Origin of the sequence: Chryseobacterium sp. PMSZPI (assembly GCF_002835665.1) — a bacterium.
Classification (GTDB): Bacteria; Bacteroidota; Bacteroidia; order Flavobacteriales; family Weeksellaceae; genus Chryseobacterium.
Window position 1 is genome coordinate 44954 of the sequence record NZ_PIZV01000038.1, and the last position, 26157, is coordinate 71110.

The 26157-nt window shown below is 36.0% G+C and carries 16 protein-coding genes; 11 read left to right on the forward strand and 5 right to left on the reverse strand.

What is annotated here, in order from left to right:
• Positions 1-20 precede the first annotated feature (20 nt).
• The 3 genes from rlmD to CW752_RS08310 are packed head-to-tail and all read left to right on the forward strand — an operon-like array spanning position 21 to position 2575.
• On the forward strand, positions 21-1433 hold the full coding sequence (gene rlmD / locus CW752_RS08300) for a 23S rRNA (uracil(1939)-C(5))-methyltransferase RlmD (RefSeq protein ID WP_101239275.1): 1413 nt from the start codon (positions 21-23) through the stop codon (positions 1431-1433).
• A gap of 31 nt (positions 1434-1464) precedes the next feature.
• Complete coding sequence (locus tag CW752_RS08305; RefSeq protein WP_101239276.1) at positions 1465-1941, forward strand: DUF6452 family protein; 477 nt, start codon at positions 1465-1467, stop codon at positions 1939-1941.
• The gene (locus CW752_RS08310) at positions 1907-2575 is read left to right on the forward strand and encodes a DUF6048 family protein (RefSeq protein ID WP_101239277.1); all 669 of its coding nucleotides are present in this window, start codon (positions 1907-1909) and stop codon (positions 2573-2575) included. The genes CW752_RS08305 and CW752_RS08310 overlap by 35 nt, the downstream gene beginning before the upstream one ends.
• On the opposite strand, the gene CW752_RS08315 is transcribed toward CW752_RS08310, so the two are convergent.
• Positions 2572-3096, reverse strand: coding sequence for a hypothetical protein (locus CW752_RS08315; RefSeq protein WP_101239278.1), 525 nt, complete (start codon positions 3094-3096; stop codon positions 2572-2574). The genes CW752_RS08310 and CW752_RS08315 overlap by 4 nt on opposite strands.
• A 118-nt stretch (positions 3097-3214) precedes the next feature.
• On the opposite strand from CW752_RS08315, the gene CW752_RS08320 reads away from it, so the two are divergent.
• From CW752_RS08320 to CW752_RS08335, 4 genes are all read left to right on the forward strand, one after another.
• Positions 3215-5218, forward strand: coding sequence for a M43 family zinc metalloprotease (locus CW752_RS08320; RefSeq protein ID WP_185117598.1), 2004 nt, complete (start codon positions 3215-3217; stop codon positions 5216-5218).
• Positions 5219-5433: 215 nt separating this feature from the next.
• The gene (locus CW752_RS08325; RefSeq protein WP_101239280.1) at positions 5434-8445 is read left to right on the forward strand and encodes a reprolysin-like metallopeptidase; all 3012 of its coding nucleotides are present in this window, start codon (positions 5434-5436) and stop codon (positions 8443-8445) included.
• A 295-nt stretch (positions 8446-8740) separates the two neighbouring features.
• The gene (locus tag CW752_RS08330) at positions 8741-12430 is read left to right on the forward strand and encodes a fibronectin type III domain-containing protein (RefSeq protein ID WP_101239281.1); all 3690 of its coding nucleotides are present in this window, start codon (positions 8741-8743) and stop codon (positions 12428-12430) included.
• A 313-nt stretch (positions 12431-12743) separates the two neighbouring features.
• Positions 12744-17744: a GEVED domain-containing protein gene (locus CW752_RS08335; protein WP_101239282.1), complete on the forward strand. Its 5001-nt coding sequence runs from the start codon at positions 12744-12746 to the stop codon at positions 17742-17744.
• Positions 17745-17810: 66 nt separating this feature from the next.
• On the opposite strand, the gene coaE is transcribed toward CW752_RS08335, so the two are convergent.
• The 4 genes from coaE to ruvB are packed head-to-tail and all read right to left on the reverse strand — an operon-like array spanning position 17811 to position 21011.
• Entirely contained in the window at positions 17811-18440 is a 630-nt protein-coding gene (gene coaE, locus CW752_RS08340; protein WP_101239283.1) for a dephospho-CoA kinase, read from the reverse strand.
• Between the two features lie 9 nt (positions 18441-18449).
• Positions 18450-19316: an MBL fold metallo-hydrolase gene (locus CW752_RS08345; protein ID WP_101239284.1), complete on the reverse strand. Its 867-nt coding sequence runs from the start codon at positions 19314-19316 to the stop codon at positions 18450-18452.
• 13 nt (positions 19317-19329) lie between these two features.
• Complete coding sequence (locus CW752_RS08350; RefSeq protein WP_101239285.1) at positions 19330-19941, reverse strand: FMN-binding negative transcriptional regulator; 612 nt, start codon at positions 19939-19941, stop codon at positions 19330-19332.
• Positions 19942-19988: 47 nt separating this feature from the next.
• The gene (ruvB, locus tag CW752_RS08355; protein ID WP_101239286.1) at positions 19989-21011 is read right to left on the reverse strand and encodes a Holliday junction branch migration DNA helicase RuvB; all 1023 of its coding nucleotides are present in this window, start codon (positions 21009-21011) and stop codon (positions 19989-19991) included.
• Between the two features lie 226 nt (positions 21012-21237).
• Here ruvB and hutI point away from each other — a divergent pair, with 226 nt between their 5' ends.
• The 4 genes from hutI to CW752_RS08375 form a co-directional block, all read left to right on the forward strand.
• Positions 21238-22464, forward strand: a complete 1227-nt coding sequence (gene hutI, locus CW752_RS08360; RefSeq protein WP_101239287.1) for an imidazolonepropionase — start codon at positions 21238-21240, stop codon at positions 22462-22464.
• 332 nt (positions 22465-22796) lie between these two features.
• A complete protein-coding gene (locus tag CW752_RS08365) occupies positions 22797-24812 on the forward strand; it encodes a BCCT family transporter (protein ID WP_101239288.1) in 2016 nt (671 codons plus the stop codon).
• Between the two features lie 126 nt (positions 24813-24938).
• Positions 24939-25862, forward strand: a complete 924-nt coding sequence (hutG, locus tag CW752_RS08370) for a formimidoylglutamase (protein WP_101239289.1) — start codon at positions 24939-24941, stop codon at positions 25860-25862.
• A gap of 138 nt (positions 25863-26000) precedes the next feature.
• Positions 26001-26157, forward strand: a 157-nt coding sequence (locus tag CW752_RS08375; RefSeq protein WP_117614365.1) for an aldehyde dehydrogenase family protein, incomplete at its 3' end; no start/stop codon positions are given.

The window sequence follows — 26157 nt, forward strand, 5'->3', positions numbered from 1 at the left end:
GGAAAATAGAAAATTTTAGAATGAGCAGAAAGAATAAGAAAAATTTAGTTCTTGAAAATATAAAGTTGTTAACTGCCGGTGCAAAAGGAGTGGCAATCGGGAAAACGGAAGATGGTAAAACCGTTTTGGTTTCAGGAGCTATTCCGGGAGATATTGTGAATGTAAGGGTGAAAAAAGCCAAATCCAAATATTATGAAGGGGAAGCGGTAGAAGTATTGGAGAAATCTCCTTTTAGAGCAGAACCTAAATGTGTGCATTTTGGAACTTGTGGAGGTTGCAAATGGCAGAATATGAGCTATGAAAAACAGCTTGATTTTAAACAAGAAGAGGTATATAATAATATCAAAAGAATTGGAGGAATCGAGGATTTTGAAACCGTATCGATATTAGGTTCCGAAGAGCAGTATTTTTATAGAAATAAAATGGAGTTCTCTTTCTCCAATGCAAGATGGCTTACCCAATACGAAATCAGTTCAGAAGAAAACTTTGGGAGTAAAGATGCTTTAGGGTTTCATATTCCTGGGATGTGGAGCAAGATTTTAGACCTTAAAGAATGTTTTCTTCAGGAAGATCCATCCAATGCTATAAGACTAGCCGTAAAGGAGTATAGTGTTGAAAACGGATTGGACTTCTTTGATGTTAGAAATCATGAAGGATTCCTGAGAACTCTAATGATGAGACAAAACTCTAAAGGAGAATGGATGGTATTATTCCAGCTTTTTAGAGAAGAAAAAGAAAATAGGGAAAAACTTTTTGCATTTATATTAGAAAAGTTCCCGCAAATCAAAACATTAGTTTACGCGATTAATTCGAAAGCTAACGATTCTATCTATGATTTAGATATTAATGTGTATTTTGGAGAAGGGTTTTTAATGGAAGAAATGGATGGGCTGAAGTTTAAAATCGGACCAAAATCATTTTTCCAGACCAATTATAAGCAAGCCTTGGAGCTGTATAGAAAAACACTTGAATTTGCAGACCTGAAAGGAGATGAAGTTGTATATGACTTGTATACCGGAACAGGAACAATTGCTCAATATGTAGCTAGAAATGCAAAACAGGTAATCGGAATAGAATCTGTTCAAGAAGCCATTGACGCAGCGATTGAGCATGCTGAGTTAAATGGGCTTACCAATACAACGTTCTACTGTGGAGATATGAAAAATGTCTTTAACGATGAATTCATGGAAAATCATCCAAAAGCAGATGTATTGATTACCGATCCGCCAAGAGATGGAATGCACCAAAAAGTAGTTGAGCAAATATTGAAATTAGCTCCGGAGAAAGTAGTGTATGTAAGTTGTAACTCTGCAACACAGGCTAGAGATCTTGCATTGATGAAAGAACATTATACATTAGTAAAAATATTACCGGTAGATATGTTCCCGCAAACGCATCACGTGGAAAACATTGCATTGTTGATTAAAAAATAAATTTATTTAAATTTGAATTTCAAATCTTAATATGAAGTATTTTAAATTTCTCATAGCAGTCTGTTTTGTAGGAATGCTCTTTTCTTGTGGAGGTGATGATGATATCTGTGAAAGCGGAGAAGGAACACCCAGAATGAAGGTTGCTTTTAAGTCACAACAAACAGGAAAACTTAGAATATTAGACACACTCTATGTTGCTGTTGACTATGGTGCAGGAAAAGTGCAGCTAGGAAAACTTGCAGCAATTGATTCCCGATTGATTCCCTTACGAGTGGATGACTCTCCTTATACGGATGTTTATTTTAGATTGAGACTAAACGGTCCTGAATCTAAAGTAAGAGTCAATTATACAACGAAGTCAACCTATGTATCTCCTGGATGTGGTGTCAAAAAATATTATGAGAATTTAAGCTCAGCATTAGTAACTCCCAATCCGGTTTTAAATCTGGAAGCCGGACAAAATCAAATAGAGAATGAAGACAAAACTAATCTTTACCTTGTTTTTTAGTCTATTAGGAATAATAGGCCGGGCTCAAGAAAAGAAAGATAAAAAAGAAGAAAAAAAAGCTCATTGGAAGTATGAACCGAATTTTATGGTCGGTCTTGATGTGCTTAATACGGGAGTTTCTTTCTTTTCGGACAGAAAACTATATCAGGGTTTTATTTCCTCGAAGATAAAAGAGAATGTTCATGCTATAGCTGAGGCGGGTTTTGAGAAAAACGTATATCAAAAGAACGGTTATGATGCAAAAGCGAGTGGTCCGTTTATTAAATTGGGAGGATTCTATATGCTGGCAAAAGATGCCGAAAATGAATTTAATGGATTTTATGTTGGTGGAAAGGTAGCCGGGGCTTTTTATAACCAGGAATATATGGCTATCCCGGTTCGTGGGTTTGGGGGAAGTAATTCTTCTGTAGCATTTCCATCATCATCTCAATCCTCATTTTGGTTGGAAGGTACATTGGGGGGCAGAGTACAATTATTTGATTCAAACTTTTATATTGATGTGAATCTTCAGCCCCGTTATTTAGTTTATACTTCCAAGCAGGAAAATATATCCCCGATGATCGTCCCCGGATTTGGAAGGAGTTCTTCCAAATTCAATATGGGGTTTGCTTGGAACATAGCATATAAATTTTAAGGAGCATTTCTTTTTGGAGTTTTCTTAATGATATTTTTTGTCGAGTTATTTTGAATTTCATCATATAAATTTTCTAACTCTTTAGGTGGAATCCCGGCATCAAAACTTGATGACGTAAATACATTGTTTTCATAAGTGATAGAAATAGTCGCTGCTAAGGCCCTGTCAGAGAATCTGCCTGTTGTTGGAGATTGTAGGGTGGATATTTTTGACAGGTCTATTAGATTTACCTGTGCTGTGATTTTTTTCCATTCTTCTACAGAAATAGGAGAAGTGACACTGTTTCCGTTTAATGAAGAAACTTTAGACGTCGGAGTATAAATTATAACTCTATTTGTTCCTCTTGTTTGTTCCGTTAACTCTATTTTTTCAATTTTTGATTGTTGTAGATTAATCAGTGGTTTATTTTTGATTTCATTATTCTTTTTTTGAGAAGTGCAATTTAAGTAAATTATATTAATAAGTATGGTTATTAATGGTATTGCTACTTTTGTTATTGGTTTTTTTTGTAAAAATTTCATTTTATTTAATTTATTAACTTAAATTATATTATAAATAATATATTTGTAAAGTTAATAAAAATATAAAATGCGTAATTCTACTACTTCAAAAACTTTTTTTTTATTACCTCTGTTATGTATGGGTTTATTTAGTGCTCAGGTAAAAGATGGAAATAAAATAATCAAGAAAGAGTCTAAATTTGCCAAAAAATCTCCACAGGAACTATTAAAAACTAATGGTTTTGACAGATGTTCTACTGTAGAGTATGAAAACTATCTGCAAGCAAAATATCCAGGAAGATTAACTGAAGAGCAATTTGAGGCTTGGTTAGCTCCTTTAATAGAAAGAGAAAAGGTAAATACAAGCACTAATAAATCTCAAAACGGAAATATTATTACAATCCCTGTCGTTGTACACGTTATTCATAGTGGGCAAAATGTTGGAATGGCTCCTAATATTGTTGATGAGCAAGTAATGTCTCAGATTACGGTAATGAATAATGATTACAGAAAAATTTTAAGTACACCAGGTTATAATACAAATCCAGTAGGAGCAGATACACAAATTCAATTTGTTTTAGCTAAAGTAGATCCTAATGGGAATCCTACCAATGGTATTGACAGGGTGAATCTGTGCCAGGATAGCTGGTCACAAATTGATATTGATACTGTTGTTAAACCTCAGACAATTTGGGATCCTACAAAATACATGAATATGTGGAGTGTTAATTTTGCTGATGCCTCTTTATTAGGGTATGCTCAATTTCCTTCCAATTCTACATTACCAGGTTTAAATGTAAATGGAGGAGCTGCAAATAGTGATGGGGTAGTTGCTAATTTTGCCACTTTTGGTAGTAGTGATTACAACACAAATAATACTTTTATGCTTTCTGCACCTTATGATAAAGGTCGAACAATGACGCATGAAGTAGGACACTTTCTAGGATTAAGACATATTTGGGGAGATGCAGCATGCGGAACAGATTATTGTGCGGATACTCCTACACATAGAACATCTAACGGTGGATGTCCTACGCATCCGAAATCAAATACTTGTGGTACAGCTGACGAAATGTTCGAAAACTACATGGATTATACCAATGATACATGTATGAATATTTTTACTAACGATCAAAAAACGCGTATCACAACAGTAATGAACAATTCTCCAAGAAGGGTTGAATTGAAAACATCTATCGCTGATCAGCCTATTCCATTATTTGCTAATGATGCAGAAGTCAAAATAGATGGTGGATGTGCATTGGGCAACTGTGGTGGTGGGATGTTGCGTTTCGCTTTATATAATAGAGGAACAAGTAATCTTACATCTGCAGCTATTTCTTATTCATTTAATGGAGGGGTAACTCAAACTTATAATTGGACAGGTAATTTAGCTCAAGATAAATCCAGTATTATATCGATTCCGGTAAATAGTTCAATCCCATCTTCGTCAGTAACGGCAACAATTACTTCTGCAAATGGAGGAGTAGATCAAAGAAGTTCGAATAATACGGCAATTGGAAGCTATGTTAAGCCAACAGCTCCAGATTATATACCAACAGCTACAACAGTAGTATTCAAATTGCAAAGAGATTATTTTGGTTCTGAAACAATGTGGACTTTGAAAAATAGTGCAGGTCAAATTGTAAAATATGGAGGCCCATACGCTGATGTAAGTAACCCTACGACAAGTACTCCACTGCCAGCGCTTATCACTCAAACGTGGACATTGCCTTTAGATTGCTATGTGTTTACAATTTCTGATTCGGAAGGTGATGGATTGGGTTATGGAGGCTATGTTGATTTGTCAACAAATAATGGGCAGGTTATTATTTATCATGGTGCTGATGATATTAATTCTTACGCTACAAAAGCTTTTACTAATCAGCAAGTATTGAGTACAACCGAAGTGACTAAAAAAGATACTTTTGGTATTTATCCAAATCCGGTAAATGATGTCTTGAATATTACTAAAGTTTCAAATAAGGCTACTTTTGAGATCTATAATACAGTAGGTCAGGTTGTGAAAAAAGGCGTAATTGATAATAATAGAGTAAATGTAGTTGAATTGCTGAGAGGAGATTATATTATTACTATAAAGGATAAGAATATTTCGGAAAATTTTAAATTCATCAAAAAATAAAAAGAATTTTAACTAACTAATAGTAGATCCTCAGAGTTTTCTGGGGATTTTTTATTTATTTGTTTGTGGTTGTATTTGTTAATTTTTTATTATTTTTATTTTTCTTGTTTATTTATTTTGATTTTTGTTTATTTTATGTGAATTATTTGTTATTTAATTATGTTTTTTATTAAAGTTTTGATATTTTTGTTGAATATGAATTTTAAAAAATAATTATGAAAAGACTGCTTACTACTTTGATGTGTGCATTTGTAGGAGGGGCAATGTTCGGACAATGGACGCCTGCTACTGCAAATGTAAACAGCGGGAAAAGAGATGTGGCTATCAAGGCTACTCGGATGGAAACGTACTTCAAATTGGACTTAGATCAATTAAGATCCCAATTGAGAGGTGCGCAGGAAATGGGAGCAAACTCTAAACCGGTAATGGTTTCAATTCCTATGTTAGATGGTAAAATTCAAAGATTTAATGTTTATAGCTTTCCTGTTGTTGTAAAAGAACTTGCAGATCAATATCAGTTAGGTTCTTATATCGGAACAGCAGTTGATGATCCGACACAACAAATTAGATTTTCTGTAGCACCTAATGATTTCCAGTCTATGTTATTTAAAGATGGGAATTATGAATTTATTGAGCCTGTAGACAAATCTACCGGACTATATTCTGTACATCCTAAAACGCAAAAAACAGGAAATAAAGCTTTTGAATGTAGTACTACTGAAAAGCCTAGTGCTGTACAAAGCTTACAAAATTTGTATAATAATGCTAATTCATTTGCTCACCAGCCGGGATCATTCAGTAGAAGCTCCGATAAGAAGTTTCGTACGATGAGATTAGCATTGTCTGTTACAGGAGAATATACAACATACTTTAATGGTGTTCCAGGTGCAATTGCTGCTATTAATGCAACAATGACAAGGGTGAATGGTGTATTTGAAAAAGATTTTGCACTACATTTATATGTTCAGAACTTCCAAAATATTATTTTCCCGAATCCTGTCACAGACCCTTATTCAGATGCGGTATTAACTCCTCCTGCTGTGGGAGGTGCAGCTGGAGCTTGGAATGGAGAGCTTATGAATGCTTTACATACTTATGTTGGTGAAGCTAATTTTGATATAGGGCATTTATTTGGAGCTACCGGAGGTGGAGGTAATGCAGGATGTATCGGTTGTGTTTGTAGTGATGATATGACTTTAGATCAGTATGGTGATCCTGTAGCTTATAAAGGATCTGGATTTACTTCTCCTGCTGATGGCAAGCCTTACGGAGATAACTTTGATATTGATTATGTAGCACACGAATTGGGGCACCAGCTTGGAGCTAACCATACTTATTCCAATAGAATTGAAGGAACAGGTGTAAACATGGAACCAGGTTCAGGATCTACTATTATGGGATATGCGGGAATCACAGGAGCCGCTACAGATGTTCAGGCGCACTCTGACCCATATTTCCATAAAGCAAGTATCGGGCAGGTTCAAACAAACTTAATGAATACAACATGTGATGTTGAAACGAATGTAAGCAATAACCCTCCTGTAATTGCGGCATTGTCAAATTATACGATTCCTAAGAAAACTGCATTTGTTTTAACGGCTAATGTTACAGATCCAGAAAATGATCCAATGACCTATACATGGGAACAGGTGGATAGTGGAATGACTGTTTCGCAAACTATTAATAAAACTAATATAGGAACAACTACTTATGGTGCTTCGTTTAGATCTGTTTTACCATCAACAAGCCCTACAAGATATTTTCCTAAATTTTCATCAGTGATAGCAGGTGCCTTAGATAATTCTTTAAATACCTGGGAGTCTACATCGCAGGTAGCTAGAACTTCTAATTTTGCGATTACAGCAAGAGATAATAATGCTAATGTACAACAACAGCAGACTAGTACGGCACAACAGACAATCACGGTTGGAAATGACGGACCCTTCCAGGTTACGCAGGCATATATGTATACGAACGCTGCATCTAATTTAACATGGGATGTTGCTAATACATCTAATGCTCCTTATAGTGTGGCTAATGTGAAGATTGATTATTCAACAGATAATGGAACGACTTGGACTGTTTTAACTCCGTCTACTCCTAATGATGGGACAGAACCTTTTACAATGCCTGGAACATTGAATGGTCAGACTATTTTAATGAGGGTTTCTTCTATAGGAAATGTTTTTTATGCAGTTAAAAAAGTATATGTAAATACTCAATCTACATGTGGAACTGCACCTGTTGGTGTGACGGTTCAAAATATAACGATTAATGGAGCGGGAGTTACATGGGCGCCTGTTTCAGGAGCCGATTCTTATGTGGTACAGTATAAATTAGCTTCTGCTTCAACATGGTCTCAGGTGACTGCTTCTACCAATTCTGCGACATTATCAGGATTGATGGATTGTTTATCTTATCAGGTTCAGGTAGCTTCTGTTTGTTCAGGGGTAACAGGATCATATTCTACTCCGGTTACTTTCTCAACACCTTGTGTAACTTATTGTACGACTGGAGCTACCGCGAGCGGTGTAGATAATTATATCTCTAATGTGTCATTAGGAGCGGTAAATAATGCAACGGGAGGGACATTATATTCTGATTTTACTGCTAATGCGGGGCTACAAATTGTTTTGCAACCTGGAAGTATTAATACTATAAACGTTGCTCTTACAACTACTACTGGAGCAACAGCTAATGCTATGGCTGCATGGATTGACTACAATAAAAATGGAGTTTTTGAATCTAATGAAAAAGTTATTAACATGCCTGTCACTAATTTAGTAGTAGGTATTACGAATAAGACTGCTACATTTACAGTGCCTGCATCAGCAGTAACAAATTCTCCACTAAGAATGAGAGTAATGACTGTTTTAGCGAGTCCTGTAGGAGCTAGTCTTCCGGATTCTTTTGCATGTGCAAGTTACTCTTATGGAGAGACTGAAGATTATAATGTAATTATTACAAATAACCTTGGAACTTCAGAAACAGGTCTTAAAAATAGTGATATCCAAATATATCCAAATCCGGTAACAGATGTTTTAAATGTAACGAAGGTTTCAGATAAAGCAACTTATAAAATTTACAGTGCTGCAGGTCAGCTGGTAAATGAAGGATCTGTCAATAGCGGAAGAATCAATGTTTCTGCTTTAGTAAAAGGTGGATATGTTATTACAATAGATGATAAAGGTATGGAGCAATTCAGATCTAAATTTATCAAAAAATAAAAGTAATCTCATTTTGAATTATTCGTAATCCCCGAGTTCTCTCGGGGATTACTTTATTTAAGGTATAATGTGAATTATTATTTAATTTTTTCAAAAAAAAACTAATTGTGCTTATAAATTAATAATAAAAAATGATTAGATTTGTGCTTATACAAAATAAACTTCTTCGTGAAAAATTTTATAGCTTTTTCGAATTTTATAATAATTTTCATAGATGTGTTTGTTTATTGTGTAAAATAGATTTCAAAAAATTAATTTTTTAGCTAAAATGTATAATGTATAAAATTCTATAAGTATGAGGAAAATTTTACTATTTTTTGCCTTTATGCTTGCTTTTATTCCGAAATTGTCGGGACAAACGGGGCAAATTGGTACAGGGACAGCTACTACAAATTATCTTCCCGTCTATTCTTGTTATGGCTACAATTATTCGCAGCAATTGTACACAGCGGCGGAAATGACAGCTGCTATTGGGACAACTAATACAGTGATTACCAAAATTAGATTTTATGTTAGTAGTACGGCATCTACTCAGGCTAATTATAACCAATGGACAGTTTACTTAGGAAATACTACAAAGACCAGCTTTGCCTCTACAACAGACTGGGTTCCGGTATCTCAAATGTCTATGGTGTATTCTGGAACATTACCTAATATGACATCCGGAACATGGGTAGAACTTGCATTAGCTACTCCTTTTGTTTGGAATGGAACTGGTAATCTTGTTGTGGCAGTAAATGAAACTGCTCCAAGTTATTCTTGTACTGCTTCGTGGGGTTCTTATACTTCAACCAGTAATACGGGAATGTATTATTACAGTGACACCGTAACTCCGGACCCGGCTTCACCACCTACTGCATCCAGTAGAGTTTCCAGTATTCCGAGGTTACAGTTTGACAGTTCTCCACCATCTTCTTGTATGTTCCCAACTGCCGTTACAACGAGTGCAATCACATCCAATAGTGCGCAAGTGAGCTGGACAGCACCAACTCCTGCTCCTGCTAATGGATATGACGTATATTATAATACGACCGGAGTTGCTCCAAATGCAAGTACTGTTTTGAATGCTAGTAACTCTGTGCAAACGACGGCTAGTCCGGTAACTATTCCGGGGTTAGCTTCCAGTACAAAATATTATGTATGGGTGAGATCAAAATGTGCCTCTCAGCAGAGTATTTGGGTTTCTACGGCTCCATTTACTACGCTTTGTTCTGCCGTTACTACGCTTCCTTGGACAGAAAATTTTGACTCTATGAGCTCTATAGGAACTGGTATTGTCCCAATTTGTTGGAAACAAATAGCAGGTACTTATCCTTGGAATTCTGTAAATACAGGATCTACAACATTCAATGCACCTCGATCTGCACCGAATTATATGAGTATTCAATATGGTAATTCAAATGCCAGTCAACTTTGGACACCTAGTTTTGCATTGACTGCAGGTAAGACCTATGAATTTTCATTCTATTATAATACAGGGGGAACCGGTAGTTCTTATGTAGGGTATACAGGTAATGTTTTGGTGAATACTGCACAATCTGCGACGGGAGCCACTGCATTAGGAACATTTATTACTGCAACGCAAGGGACTACAGACTATACTTTATATAAGGTATATTATACACCTACTGCATCAGGAAATTATAATTTCGGATTAAATGTTTCGGCAACAAGTTCACCTTGGTACCTTGGGGTAGATGACTTCAAATTGAGAGTTGCTCCTACATGTTTAGATCCGCAAGGTCTAAATGTTTTAAATGTAACCACTTCAAGTGCTACAATACAATGGACGGTACCAACTCCGGCACCGGCTGGAGGATATGATGTTTATTATACAACATCAGCTGCAACTCCTGCACCGACTGTAACTCCTCAATATTCTGGAGTTAGCGGACCTACTCAAGTGATAAGTGGATTAGCAGCAAGTACTACCTATTATATTTGGGTAAGAGCAAGATGTAGTGCTTCTGATATCGGAGATTGGACGGGACCTCTTAAGGTTTATACCAATTATTGTGCTCCTACAGGAGGAACATCTTCAACAACATATTATTTGAAGGAGATTAAAACTACCGGAGGATTTACCAATCTTGCTTATACCGGTTCATCATATAGTGCATATGTAAACAATTCGGCGACAACGTTCTCTGTATTGCCGGGTGCTTCTTTGAATTTTAGTATGACCGGAGTAGGAAATTCTTCTTATTATTATTTATGGATAGACTGGAATAATGATATGGTATTCGATGCTGCAACAGAAACAGTTTATTTTTCGAATGGCTATGTTGCATCTGGATCGGGAACAATTAATTCTACAGGTCATGCATCAGGTTCTTATAGAGCAAGGTTTGCTACATCTTGGTCCGGTGCTATCACTCCTTGTGGTCCGGCTTCATATGGAAACTATGTAGATTTTACTTTTGTTATTAAGCCATGTTCTACAACAGCTCCTACAAATGTTTACGTAGATGCGATTGCCCATAATGCTGCAACAGTACATTGGACAGCTTCTCAAGATAACCTTAATTATAAAGTATATTGGAGACCAGTAGGAACTACAGGATGGCCAAATTCATCTACAGTAATAGCAGCCCCTGCAAACAATTATATTATGACAGGTTTACTGCCTGTTACTAACTACGAAGTAAAAGTAGTTGCGCTTTGTAATACGACGGAAGGAAATGCGAATCCGGTATCATTTGTTACAAGATGTGATCCTACCCCTCCAAACGTAACGATCAGTAATATTACCCCTACAAGTGGATTAATTACATGGGCACCACTGGCTGCTAGCTCTACATATATTATGAGATGGAGAGAAGTGGGACCTACTGGACCTGGGGTATGGCATAATGTTAATTTACCTTCGCCTCCAACCAATACTTATACCCTTGGTGGGTTAAGTCCATATACTACGTATGAAGTACAAGTGGCTAACCAATGTATTGGTGACCTGAATCCGAATCCGTATTCGAATCCAAAAGCGTTTACGACAGAAAGAGTATGCGAACTTCCGCCTCCGGGATTAACAATTACACAATTATTCCCAACATCAGCTGAAGTTAAATGGGATCCTTTCCCGGGAGCAACTTATGTTCTTAGATATAGAAAAGTAGGTATTCCAAGCTGGACAGAAATTCCTAGCGTGACAAGTGCATTAGTGTTAAATGGATTAACAGAATTAACAAAATACGAAATGCAGGTTGTGAATATCTGTAATGGTACACCTGGTGCTTATACTCCTCCATATTATTTTACAACACCTACTGTAGTATACTGTAATATGGGTTCAACAAGTTCAGCGGCAGAATATATTTCCAGAGTTACTGTAAAGCCAAATGGAAAACCTGTAATGGATAATACATCAGGAGCATCTACGTATACAGACTACACAGGAGTTCCTAAAACATTTATTGAATTGATCCAAGGTTCTACTGACAATGAAATTACGATCGAGAAAAAATGGACGGGAGCTAGTTATAATGATGGGGTTGCTGTTTGGATTGATTTTAATAGAAACGGAGAATTTGATATTAGTGAAAGAGTATTTACTTCACCTCCAAATACTACAAGTCCGGTTTCAGGGAAATTTAATGTACCGGTAGACGCATTTGTAAGTATGACAGACTACAAATATGTTGTAATGAGAGTGGCAATGCAAAGAGATGGCATCCCTGTTAATTGTACTAATTTTATGAATGGAGAAGTTGAAGATTACACGGTGAGAATTTCTAAAAAGGCAGTTTCAAATCCTACGGACCAAACAGAGATTCTTATTTACCCTAATCCGGTAAGCTCCGTATTGTACGTTAAAAATATCAGCAAAAAAGCTAAATATAAAATTTACAATGTAACAGGACAAGTAGTCTCAAATGGTATCCTATTGAACAACCAAATCAACGTAAGCCGATTAATCAACGGTGTTTATGTAATAGACATTGATGATAATGGTAATACGATTCAAAAGAAATTTATTAAAGAATAAATTAAAACTTAAAACTTAAATATAGAATAAGCTTCCGGAAATGGAAGCTTATTTTTTTTATAGAAGTAAGTATTAGAATAAAAAGCTCAAAATAAACATAAACATTTGATCTTTTTTTGTTTTAAAATAGATTTTCTGTGATTTTATCATTCAATAAATGTTGAAATTTTAATACAAATTCAATATAATAATTTATATTTTTAATTTATATTGAGTTTTATTATTGAGTTTTCATTGTTTTGGTATTTTGTATTTTTAATTGATAAAATAAAAGCTAAATTTGTGATATTAATACAAATTTTAAAAAAGAATTATGAAGAAAATTTTTACTTCTTTCTTTTTCTTTTATTTGTTTGCAATGACTCATGCTCAATGGGCGCAAACCATTTTTAATGGAAAAAGACTTCAAAATGAGACCAAGCCTAAAGGGTATTATACTCTGGATATCTCATTGCTAAAATCACAATTGGCCAATGCACAGGAATCAGGACCGAATGCAAAACCTGTTATTATCTCACTCCCCACTCTTAGCGGAAAAATGGAAAAATTTGCTGTTTACAGTTTTCCGGTTGTAGTGAAAGAGCTGGCAGAACAATATCAATTGGGTTCTTATGTAGGGGTAGGGATTGATAATCCTTCTAAATATTTGAGATTCAGCTTAGCGCCTAACGATTTCCAATCAATGATTATCACCGGAGAAGGGTCTGAATTTATTGAACCAGCGAATACGACTAAAACGGTTTATGGAGTTCATTACAAAACCCAAGGTAGTAAAACCGGTTTTGTATGCTCTGCAGAGGAAAGTAAAGACGCTAAACATGATATTGAAGAACTTTATAAAAATGGACATTCATTTGATAAGCAACCTACTAATTTTGCCAGGTCTTCTGATAGAAAATACAGAACATTAAGATTGGCTCTTAGTGCTTGTGGTGAATATACGCAGTTTCATGGAGGAACGGTAGCAGGAGCAATGACTGCAATTAATGCAACACTCACAAGGATCAACGGTGTATATGAAAAGGAATTTGCTGTACACCTGAATATGCAGAATTATCCCAACTTAATTTATACAGATCCTAATACAGATCCCTATTCTGTTTATTCAGCGACTGGTAATGGAACTGGTCTATTGTGGAATAATGAATTACAACAAGTTCTTACCTCAAATGTTGGGAATAGTAATTATGATATTGGGCATTTGCTTGCTGGTCCACAAAGAGGTGGAAATGCAGGTTGTGTTGGTTGTATTTGCAGAGATAATGTTGTGCCTACGCAAAATGATAAAGGCTCCGGATGGACATCTTGGGGAAACCGCCAACCACAAGGAGATCCTTATGATATAGACTATGTAGCTCATGAGTTAGGACATCAGTTAGGAGGTATACATTGTTTTACCTATGATGGTGGTCAGTTGGGGTCAGAACCTTTTGTTGAGCCGGGATCTGGTAGCTCTATTATGGGGTATGCGGGTATAACAAATAATAGTGCTCCTCCAGGGACCACAACAGATGTTCAACCTAATTCTGATCCTTATTTCAATACACTTAATATCAGAGATATTCAGACTAATTTAATTAATAAAACATGCGATGTTGAAACTTCAATTACGAATACTCCTCCTGTAATTGCTGCACTACCTACTTATAATATACCAAAGGGGACTGCTTTCGTTTTGAAGGCTTCAGCTACAGATGCTGAAAATGATCCGCTAACTTATAATTGGGAAGAAATAGATTTTGCAACTCAAACTATCAATTCCGGTAATCTGGGGAATACTTCAACCGGACCGTCTTTTAGATCTGTAATGCATACAACAAATCCTACAAGATATTTTCCAAGACTATCCTCTGTGCTGGCGGGAGTTTTGAATAATTCTAATAACTTGTGGGAAGCCGTGTCTACAGTGGCAAGAACGACAAAGTTTACAGTTACTGTCAGAGATAATCATCCCATCTCAACTCAACAGCAGACCCAAAGTGCTACTCAGACGATTATTGTTGGAAATAATGGGCCATTCAAAGTAAATCCTGGAACAGTTTATAATAATGGTCCTACAACCGTAACATGGGATGTGGTAAATACAAATGCGGCTCCATACAATGCTCCAAATGTAAAAATAGATTTTACTACAGATAACGGAGCAACCTGGAACGTAGTTGCGGCTTCCACACCTAATGACGGTACTGAAGCTTTAGATTTTAGTTCTTTTCCGCTTACAGTAGGGGGAACTGCCAAGGTCAGAGTAAGTGCTGTCAATAATGTATTTTATGCCATAGGTACAAGTAATATAGATACATTGCCTATCTGTACATCCAATCCTCCTGGAGGAATTGTAGTGTCTGCTCTTACGCAAAACTCAGCAACTATTACCTGGAATGCATCGTTTAATGCAACTTATGTAGTGCAATATAGGGTTGCCGGAACAACCAACTGGACAACTGTTACACCAACGCCTACTACCAATACAACAATCCTGAGCAATTTAACAGCAGGAACACATTATGAAGTTCGGGTAGCAAATATTTGTTCAGGAGTAACAGGTAATTTCTCTGCAGTTACAATTTTTATGACCCCATATTGTGCGGCTACTTCAAGTAACACAAATAATGGATACATCTCAAATGTAACGGTAGCTGCTACCAATTCTTATACAATGAGTAATAATTCGGGTGCTAATAACTATACAGATTATGCATCAGATGCTACAAAATTAATTACTCTTGTTCGTGGTACGGCGAATAATAATATTTCAGTTTCTAAATCATGGCCGGCTGCTATGAGCAATAAGGCAGTAAGTGTCTGGATAGATTTTGATAAAAATGGAGTTTTCGATACTGGCGAAAGAATTTTAAATGGAGCTAATAATCAAACGACTCCGGTGACAGGACCTTTTTCTGTGCCAGCAACAGCTTATGCCGGACCTCTTACAACACGTATGCGTGTAGTATTGAGAGATACCAGTAACCCTAATGCTTGTGGATCTTTTACCAATGGAGAAGTGGAAGATTATGCAGTAAAAATTATTGATATGCCTGCATGTACCAGTGCAGCACCATCTAATATTACTATAACCAATCTTACTCCTAATTCTGCTAATGTTTCATGGGCAGCTACTACCGGAGCTGTATATGTGCTAAGACATAGACAGGTGGGTACAGGAAACTGGACTACGATAGATCCGGTACCTGCACCGGGGAATAATTATACCATCACGAATTTAACAGAGCAGACTCAATATGAAGTACAGGTAGCAACAAAATGTAATGGTACACAAGGAGCATTTTCTCCTTCCCAACAATTTACAACCCCGCCATTATCATACTGCCCAATGACAGGAACAGGGACAAGTAATTATATCTCTAATGTAACAATTACTCCTGTGAATCCTGCATTACCTGTAATGAATAATACTTCTGTACAAACAAATTATACCAGCTATACTACCCCTGCTACATTAATTACATTAGAAATTGGCTCTACTAATAATAAAATTTCAGTATCAAAAGGATGGACGGGAACAGCAGATAATACAGCGGTTACAGCCTGGATTGATTTTAACAGAAATGGACAGTTTGAAAGCTCTGAAAGAATTCTTATTTCATCAGCTAATACGACAAGTCCTGTTACTGCCTTATTTGATGTGCCGGCAAATGCATATTCCGGAACATTAACTACTACAATGAGAGTTGTATTACAGAGATCAAGCGCCCCTACGATATGTCAGAATGCTATAAATGGAGAAGTAGAAGATTATGTGGTAAAATTAAAACCATGTAGCACAGCTACCCCAACAGGATTAACATTTAATTCGGTAACGCATAATTCAGCCATCATTAATTGGACTGGTGCTGCTAATAACCTTACTTACCTGTTGCAATATAGAGTACAAGGGACAACAGTATGGACGAATGTATATGTTGCAAGTGTTCCATATACTTTAAGTAATCTACAACCATCTACTACCTATGAAGTCCAGGTAGCAGCAAACTGTGGAATTACTAATGGAGCATTTACTCCTATTGGGACATTTTCCACAAGATGTGACCCTACACCTCCGGGAGTCAGTGTGAGTAATATAACTTCAAATTCTGCTCTAATAAAGTGGACTCCAACTGTTGCAGGTGTAACTTATACAATGAGGTGGAGAAAGGTAGGAGCAACGGCATGGTCAAGTCCAACAATTCCATTACCTGCTGCTCCTACAAATACTTATACATTGAGTGGTTTGGATCCATATACTACTTATGAAGTGCAAATTGCCAACCAATGTGCAGGAGAAACCACGCTAAATCCATATTCGAATTCTAGTGTCTTTACAACAGAAAGAATATGTGAACTTCCGCCGCCGGGATTGACAATCACACAATTGTTTCCAACATCAGCAGAAATTAAATGGGATCCTTTTCCAGGAGCTACTTATGTTTTGAGATATAGAAAGGTAGGAATTCCGAGCTGGACAACCATTCAGACCGCTACCAGCACATATATATTAACAGGATTAACAGAGCTTACCAAATATGAAATGCAGGTGGCCAACGTATGTAATGGCACTACTGCAGCTTATACTCCGCCATATTATTTTACAACACCTACTATTATCTATTGTAAGATGGGAGCAGGAAGTTCAGCAAGTGAGCATATTGCTAAAGTTACTGTCAAGCCTAATGGCAAACCTGTTATGGAAAATACTTCAGGCCCGTCAACTTATACAGATTATACAGGAGTTCCTAAAACATTTATAGAATTGATTCAAGGGTCTACCGGTAATGAGATTACCATCGAGAAAAAATGGACTGGAACGACTTATAAAGAAGGAATCGCAGTTTGGATTGACTTCAACAGGAATGGAGAGTTTGATATCAATGAAAGAGTGTTTACTTCTCCTCCAAATACAACCACTCCTGTAACGGGGACATTCAGTGTACCGGTGGATGCTTTTGTCAGTATGACCGATTATAAATATGTTGTCATGAGAGTGGCTATGCAAAGGGACGGCATACCTGTAAATTGTCTTGGTTTTGCGAATGGGGAAGTGGAAGATTATTCCGTAAGAATCTCTAAAAATGGTGTTCCTAATCCAATCAATCAAACTGATATTCTCATTTACCCTAATCCTGTAAGCTCAGTATTATATGTGAAAAATATTAGCAAGAAAGCTAAATATAAGATTTATGATGCTGTAGGACAGATTGTGGGAGATGGTATTCTGCTGAACAATCAAATTAATGTAAGCAGATTAATCAATGGTGTTTATGTAATAGATATTGATGATAACGGTAATACAGTTCAAAAGAAATTTATTAAAGAATAATAATGTAACTTTTTTATAAAAAATGAGCCCTCCGAAAAGAGGGCTTATTTTTTTATTCAAATTGATTTATTCAATATTAAAGACGACCTGTTCAGTCTGTTCTTTTAATTCTTCAAGATTAGTATTGTTATAGATAATACAATCTGCCATTTTAATTTTATCTTTTTCAGGCATTTGTTTTTCCATAACAGCTTCTACCTCGCGATAGGTTTTACCATCTCTATCCATTACTCTTTTGATCCTGATATTATCTTCTGCCGTTACCAAAAGAGATTTGTAACATTGTCTGTTGAGTTTTAATTCAAATAACAATGCTGTTTCTTTGAAAACCAGATATTTAGTTTGTTGAGCGACCCAGTTTTCAAAATCAATGCGTGCCGCAGGATGAATGATTGCATTCAATTGTTGAAGAAGGTCTTTATTATTAAAAACCTGATCAGCAACAAATTTTCTGTCATACAGACCATTCTCATTATAAGCTTCTTCTCCCAGTAAGTCTTTGATTTTTCTTTTCAGTTCTTCACTTTCATTAACAATGGCCTTCGCTCTGTCATCAGAATAATAAACCGGAAAACCAAATTCTTCAATAAAACGGGCTACTGTTGTCTTTCCTGAACCGATGCCTCCCGTTAATCCAATGATCTTGGGTGCTGGTTCTGGTTCCGTCTGTTGTGTTTCTGTCTGCAATTCTTCCATGATTAAAAATTAATATCCAAAAACATCATTAAAGCTAAACGTCTCATCAAGCCTTACTCCTTTTTCTGTCATTTTAAGACTTGCTAATTCATGGTGAGCATCATGTTCAAAGAATAATAAGTACTCGTTATCCACACATTGTTTAAGGAATTTTCCTTTTTCTTCCATAGTTAAAAGAGGTCTTGTATCATATCCCATTACGTATACAGGGTTAATATGCCCTGCTGTCGGAATAAGATCGGCAGCAAAAACAATGGTTTTTTCCTGGTATTGAATTACAGGAAGCATTTGTTTTTCGGTGTGACCATCTACAAAAATGACATCCATTTTCAGATCCGGAGCGAACCCATAATTTCCAGTTGTTGGAAGTGGTAAGAAGTTTAGCTGACCGCTTTCCTGCATCGGAAGAATGTTTTCCTTCAGGAAGCTTGCTTTTTCTCTGTCATTAGGCTCTGTTGCCCATTGCCAATGATTTTCATTTGTCCAGAAATGAGCATTCTTAAAAGCAGGTCTGTATCCTGTTCTGTCATCATTCCATTCTATAGCACCACCGCAGTGATCGAAGTGAAGGTGAGTAAGAAATACATCTGTAATATCTTCCTTTACGAAACCGTATTTCTTTAAATTTTTATCTAAGTTATCATCTCCCCAAAGAGAATAATGTCCGAAAAATTTATCATCTTGTTTATTACCAAGACCACAATCTACCAGAATTAATTTTTTACCGTCTTCAATAAGCAGAGAACGGGTTCCCAATTCGATTAGGTTTTTTTCGTCTGCCGGGTTAGTTTTTTCCCACAGACTCTTTGGGACGACTCCGAACATAGCACCGCCGTCCAGTTTAAATTTTCCACATTGTATTGGATATAGCTTCATATGTATATTTTGATTATTTCTTTATTAATTTCATTTTCTCTGCAATTTTTTTGGCATTCTCATCTGATTGTTCAAGATGAGAAATAATGCTTTGAAAATCGTTTTCTTTTCTATTTTGAGACAGTTTTTGTTTGATAAATATTTCCGTTGGAATAATTTTAATTCCAAAAGCTCCTTTCATTTCTTTTTCCACAAATGTTTTTCCCATATCTTTCACCATCATTGGGCATTGTTGGAACTTTTCATATTTGGATGTTAATTTATCTAAATGCGCATAAAGCTCGTCATGATTCATTAATTCAATCTTTCCGTAAATCTGTACCGCCTCATAATTCCAGGTGGATACATTGATGTGATCATACCAGCTGCTGGAAATATAAGTATGGGCCCCTAAAAAATCACAAAGAACTTCATCATTATTCTTCAATGTTTTGGCTTGTGGATTCACTTTTGAAATATGAGTTTCAATATAAACATTTTCCGGATCATCTTCGTTCATCATCATCATCGAATGAGTAGCACGAATTTTATCAATAGAAGAAATGAGTAAAGCAAAAGAATTTTCACTGATAATCTTTCTCATCAGATTCAGATCTTCACTTCTGTATAATTTAGGTACAAACATTAATTAATCACTTTTTTATTTTTAATCCTAAAATGTTAAACCTTGAATCAGAACAACTCTCCTGGGTTTCTCGGTTTTGAGATATTTAAATGTTGATAAGCTTTTTCAGTAACTTCTCTTCCTCGTGGTGTCCTGATAATAAACCCTTCCTGAATTAAAAACGGTTCGTATACTTCCTCCAGAGTTTCCGGATTTTCACCAATAGAAGTAGCTAAAGCAGAAATTCCAACCGGTTTTCCTTTGAAATTTTCGATCATGACACGCATGATTTTATTATCCATTTCATCCAATCCGAATTCATCCACATTTAAAGAGTCTAAAGCATATTTTGTAATGTTGATTTCAATTTCACCATTTCCTTTGATTTCTGCAAAATCTCTTACTCTTCTTAGTAATGCATTGGCAATTCTGGGAGTTCCACGACTTCTTCTCGCAATTTCTATAGCTGCATCTTCATAAATAACAACTCCCAGCACCCTTGCACTTCTCTGAATAATCATGGATAAAAGTTCAATCGAGTAATATTCCAATCTGCTTTGAATTCCAAATCTGGCAAGCATTGGCTTGGTAAGCATACCGCTTCTGGTTGTTGCACCCACTAAAGTAAAAGGGTTCAACCCGATTTGTACACTTCTCGCATTGGGGCCGGTTTCCAGCATAATGTCGATTTTGTAGTCTTCCATAGCAGAATACAGGTATTCTTCTACAACAGGCGATAGACGGTGGATCTCATCAATGAAAAGAACATCATTTTCCTCCAGATTAGTGAGCAGACCAGCCAAACTTCCGGGTTTGTCCAATACAGGACCGGAAGTGATCTTACAATTTACACCCAATTCATTGGCAATAATATTGGCTAAGGTGGTTTTTCCCAGACCTGGAGGACCATGTAACAGTACGTGATCAAGTGCCCCACCACGTCTCTTGGCAGCAGTCACGAAAACCTCGAGGTTTTCCAAGGTTTTTCTTTGTCCTGCAAAATCTTTAAAGCTTTGGGGACGGATTTGTTCTTCCTGCATGAGTTCCTCGCGGGAGTAATTTTCCTTATCTGGATGTAAAAAATCTGGCATTAATTCATTTCATTTACCTCAAAGATAACAAATTTAGACTAAGGTTGAAGGGAAGATTGAGAAAAGGTTAAGATTGAGGCTGAGGTTTAAGCTAAGGTTAAAAATGAGAGTGGGAAAGGTTGAATATATTGAGATTTTTAAGTATTTTTGAGAGGAAAATTAAGTTTGAATTGTGAGGTAAGTTTTCCGATTTGCCCAATTCATCTTCTAACTTTAGCCTAAATAAATGAAATTAATAGGACCATTCAAGCAAGTTGTGACCCTGGCCAACTTACCCTTAAGAGGAAAACTTTCTGATGAACAACTGGAAATTATTATTGATGGAGGAATCGTGGTAGATCATAATATGATTCACAGTATCGGAAATTTTGAAGCATTAAAAAATGAAAATCCAGCAATAGAAATAGAACAGATAGAAGGAGAACAGGTAGTTCTTCCTGCTTTTGTAGATTCTCATACCCATATCTGTTTTGGTGGAAATAGAGCGAATGATTTCGCCATGCGTAATGCCGGAAAAACCTATTTGGAAATCGCTGAAAGTGGTGGTGGGATATGGAGCTCCGTACAACACACGAGAAATGCTTCAGAAGATGAACTGTTGAAAACATTGCTGGAAAGAATTAAGTTTCTTGTTGAGCTGGGAATTACTACTATTGAAATAAAAAGTGGTTACGGACTGGATGTTGAAAATGAGTTGAAAATGCTCAGAATTATTAAAAAAGCACAGGAATCTACCAAGGCAACTTTAGTTCCGACTTGTCTTTCCGCTCATTTAAAACCAAGAGATTTTGAAGGCAGTAATTCTGAATATTTAGAATATATTATTACTGAAATCTTACCAAAAGTAAAAGAAGAAAACCTTGCTAAGCGTGTGGATATCTTTATTGAAAAATCAGCCTTTCAGCCGGAAGAAAGTAAAGAATTTCTATTTAAAACTAAAGATTTAGGTTTTGAAATTACTGTTCATGCAGACCAATTTACGCCGGGAAGCTCAAGGATTGCAGTAGAAGTGGGTGCTAAATCTGCAGACCATTTAGAAGCAACTATTGATGAAGATATTGAATTTTTAGCACAATCAGATACGGTAGCTACAGCTCTTCCGGGAGCAAGTTTAGGATTAGGTGAGAAATTCACGCCGGCCAGAAAACTTTTGGATGCAGGAGCAATTGTTGCCATTGCTAGCGATTGGAATCCGGGATCTGCACCAATGGGTAACTTGATTACACAGGCGTCAATTCTGGCGACATTCCAGAAACTAACAACTGCAGAGGTTTTAGCAGGAATGACATTCCGTGCAGCTTTTGCACTTAATCTGGAAGACAGAGGAGTATTGAAAGCCGGAAAGAAAGCTGATTTTGTAACATTCAAAACTAATAATTTCCAGAATGTCCTTTATAACCAGGGAAGTCTAAAGGCTGAGCATATTTATATTGATGGAAATCAGGTCAGTTAAATGCAAAATATATATAAATGAAATGTGGAAGAAAACTCTTCCACATTTTTTATTTGTCAATCCTCCCTTATATCACAAAATTCTCTTCTCTTCGGCTTTTAAAAACAGAATTTTAAAATCATAAAGTCCTTCGTATTTTTCGTATTCTCTATAAGTTTTCTTATATTGCGCCGCAATTAACGTTGATTTTTAGATAAATAACGTATTTTTTCATAGTTCTTAAGTGCACCGGAGAACCCGGAAAACCTGGATATTTTCTTATTTCTCAGTACTTTTTTTACAGCTATATCCCATACCAGGAAGACTTGTCAATACTATAAACGAAAATAAAAATGATGAATTTTCAAAATGTTAGATCTACTTTTAACAAAGGGGTCACTATTCCGAGTTTAATTTTTATTATAGGAACCTGTTTTTTATCTGCACTTTATCCTAAGCAGACTGAGGGCATCCTGAATGAGATTAAAGAATTCATATTTATCAATTTAAATTGGGTGTATGTATGGTCTGTAACTTTGTTTGTGATCTTTTTAGTGTATCTGCTTTTCAGTAAATATGCAAATATAAAATTAGGAGCTAACGACAGTAAGCCGGAATACTCATTCTTCTCATGGATTTCTATGTTGTTTGCAGCGGGAATGGGAATCGGACTAATTTATTTTAGTGTGGCTGAACCTATGCAGCACTATTCTTCAGAAGTATTTGCGGATAATCACTATGTAAGCAGGGCAAAGCAGGCTCAATTATATACTTTTTTCCATTGGGGAATCCATGCATGGGCGATCTATGGAGTAGTGGGCCTTTCCCTATCTTATTTTGCGTATCGATATCGATTACCGCTTTCGTTACGAAGCTGCTTTTATCCTTTATTAAAAAATAAAATTAATGGAAAATGGGGGAATGCTATTGATGTTTTTGCGCTGTGCTGTACCTTTTTTGGAATCACAACTACTCTAGGATTTGGAGTGGTACAGATCAGTTCCGGATTGAATATACTTCATATTACTCCTGAGAATAGTTTCATGTATCAGGTAATTATTGTTGTTTGCCTGATTTCTCTTTCTGTTATTTCTGCCATTTCCGGGGTAGGTAAGGGTGTGAAGTTATTAAGCAATATCAATGTAGTTAGTGTGATTGTTCTCTTATTATTTGTCCTGATTTTAGGACCAACGGTTTATTTGATCGGAAGTTTTACCGATGGACTGGGAAATTATATCAATAACTTTTTCAACCTTACTTTCAATACTCATGTATATGAAAAAAATGCATTGCCATGGTTCTATGATTGGACGATTCTATATTGGGCATGGTGGATTTCATGGTCCCCGTATGTAGGGCTATTTATTGCAAAAATTTCTAAGGGAAGAACAATCAGAGAGTTTATTCTGGCTGTTCTAATCCTCCCTACATTATTCAATTTTATTTGGATGTCTGTGTTTGGTAATAGTGCCATATGGTTTGATTTAAATATTGCAGATGGGCAACTAAGTAAATTTGCAACAGATCCTGATGCGCTAATGTTCAGGTTTTTAGAATATATGCCCTTTTCGTCTTTTACCGGTTTCTTTGTTATTCTTATTATCCTGATCTTCTTTGTGACTTCTGCAGATTCCGGAATATTTGTGATGAATAGTATCGCAACCAAAAATTCTAATAAATCTCCCAAATGGCAAATTGTATTCTGGGGTGTTTTACTGGCTGTGTTATCTCTTTTATTGTTGAATGTAGGAGGTTTGAAGGCTCTTCAAAGTATGACCTTAATTACAGCATTACCTTTCTCCATTATTGTGATTCTCTTTATTGTTAGCCTGATGAAAGGACTTAGCATTGATCAAAAATATTATGACAGAAACTTTTCCGCTTCTACAGTTCCTTGGTCCGGTGAGTTTTGGAAAGAACGTTTAAAAAACATTGTTTCTTTTAAAGATAGTTCATCCGTAGATCACTTTATCCAGGGAAAAGCAAAAGAAGCCTTTACAGATCTTCAAGAAGAATTTGCAGCCAATGGAATTGAAGCGAAGATAAACCAATATGAAGATCCTGTCAGAATAGAAATAGAAATTCATCAGGGAGTAGTGAATAACTTTATTTATGGTGTGAAAAACCAGGTAAAAAGAGTATCGGAGTATATCATCACCGAAGAGAATCTCCCGGACTTGGAAGATAATAAAACCCATTATCCCAGATCTTATTTCGGAGATGGTAGAGAGGGATATGATGTACAGTATTTTACAAAAAATGAGTTGATTTCGGATGTGCTGAAACACTATGAAAGATTTTTGGAAATTATTTCCGAAGAACGAAATGAAATGTTTATCAGCAGCAATGCCAATCAGAAAAAAGAATAAAAAATGATCTATTTTTCTTACAATGAATGATTTGTATAATAAATGAAACTTGTTTTTTTATCTAAACAATATTAATTAGCTTTACTGGATATAATGATGCGACTAAAATTGAATTTTTAAAGGATTATGTTTCAAAATATTTGGCAGGGTAGATGGGATGGAGAAGAGCTTCTCTTCCACAGGCTATTTCAGAGAGTAAAAAAAGAACACAATTACGACAATATTTCAACGAATGATTTCGTTTTGCATGGATTTGCTGTAGATGAAGGAGTGAGAAGAAATAAGGGACGCCAGGGAGCTAAAGAAGCTCCGGACGTGATCCGGAAAAATATGTCTAATTTTCCTGTAGTTCACCCGGATTTCTCATTATTGGATTTTGGAAATATTACCTGTGACGATGGTAATTTGGAAAATACCCAGAATACCCTTGCAAAAAATGTTTCTAAGGTACTTTTAAAAGGCGGAAAGTCCCTTGTCCTAAGCGGTGGTCATGAAGTAACCTATGCCCATTATTTGGGTGTTAAAACAGCTTTTCCTGAACAGAAAATCGGGATTATTAATATTGATGCCCATTTTGATAACAGACAGCCGGAAAAAGGAGTAGGAGCAAGCTCCGGAACGGGATTCTGGCAAATTGCTCAGGAAGGTCCGATGAATTCCCTGCACATCGGAATCCAAAGAAATTCAAATACATTAAAACTTTTTGATACCGCCCATCAATATGGAATGAAATATATTCTTGCCGACGAATTGTTTTTCGAAAATCTTCCCTCTATTTATCAACGTATTGATGATTTATTAAACAATGTAGATTTTGTGTATCTCACCATTTGTATGGATGTTTTTAATGCATCTATTGCTCCGGGGGTTTCAGCTTCGGCATATAATGGTATCTTTGCAGATGCAACTTTTATGCATTTTTACAAGCATATTTTAAAGAATAAAAAACTGGTTGCATTAGACGTGGCAGAAGTTAATCCCTCTTTTGATATTCAGGACAGGACGGCGAGACTTGCTGCATGTCTGATGAATGAATGGCTAATGATTTAAGGTAAAGTTATATTCTTCCGATAGAGAAAATCATTTTTTTATTGATCCCTAAGGAATGGAATTTGCTGATTTCATCGTGCTTTTAAAAATAAAAGCGCTCATAAATTCATTAGCTGAATTTAAAACAGAAATTATATTATGGAACAATTAATTGAAAGCAAGCTTATTAAAGCAGATAAAGCGTTTTCAGTGTGGAGAAAGGTGCCGTTTGAAGAACGACAAAAGTTAATTGCAAAAGCAGCAGAAATTTTAAAGAATAATTCGGAGAAATTTGGCAGGATCATTACAACAGAAA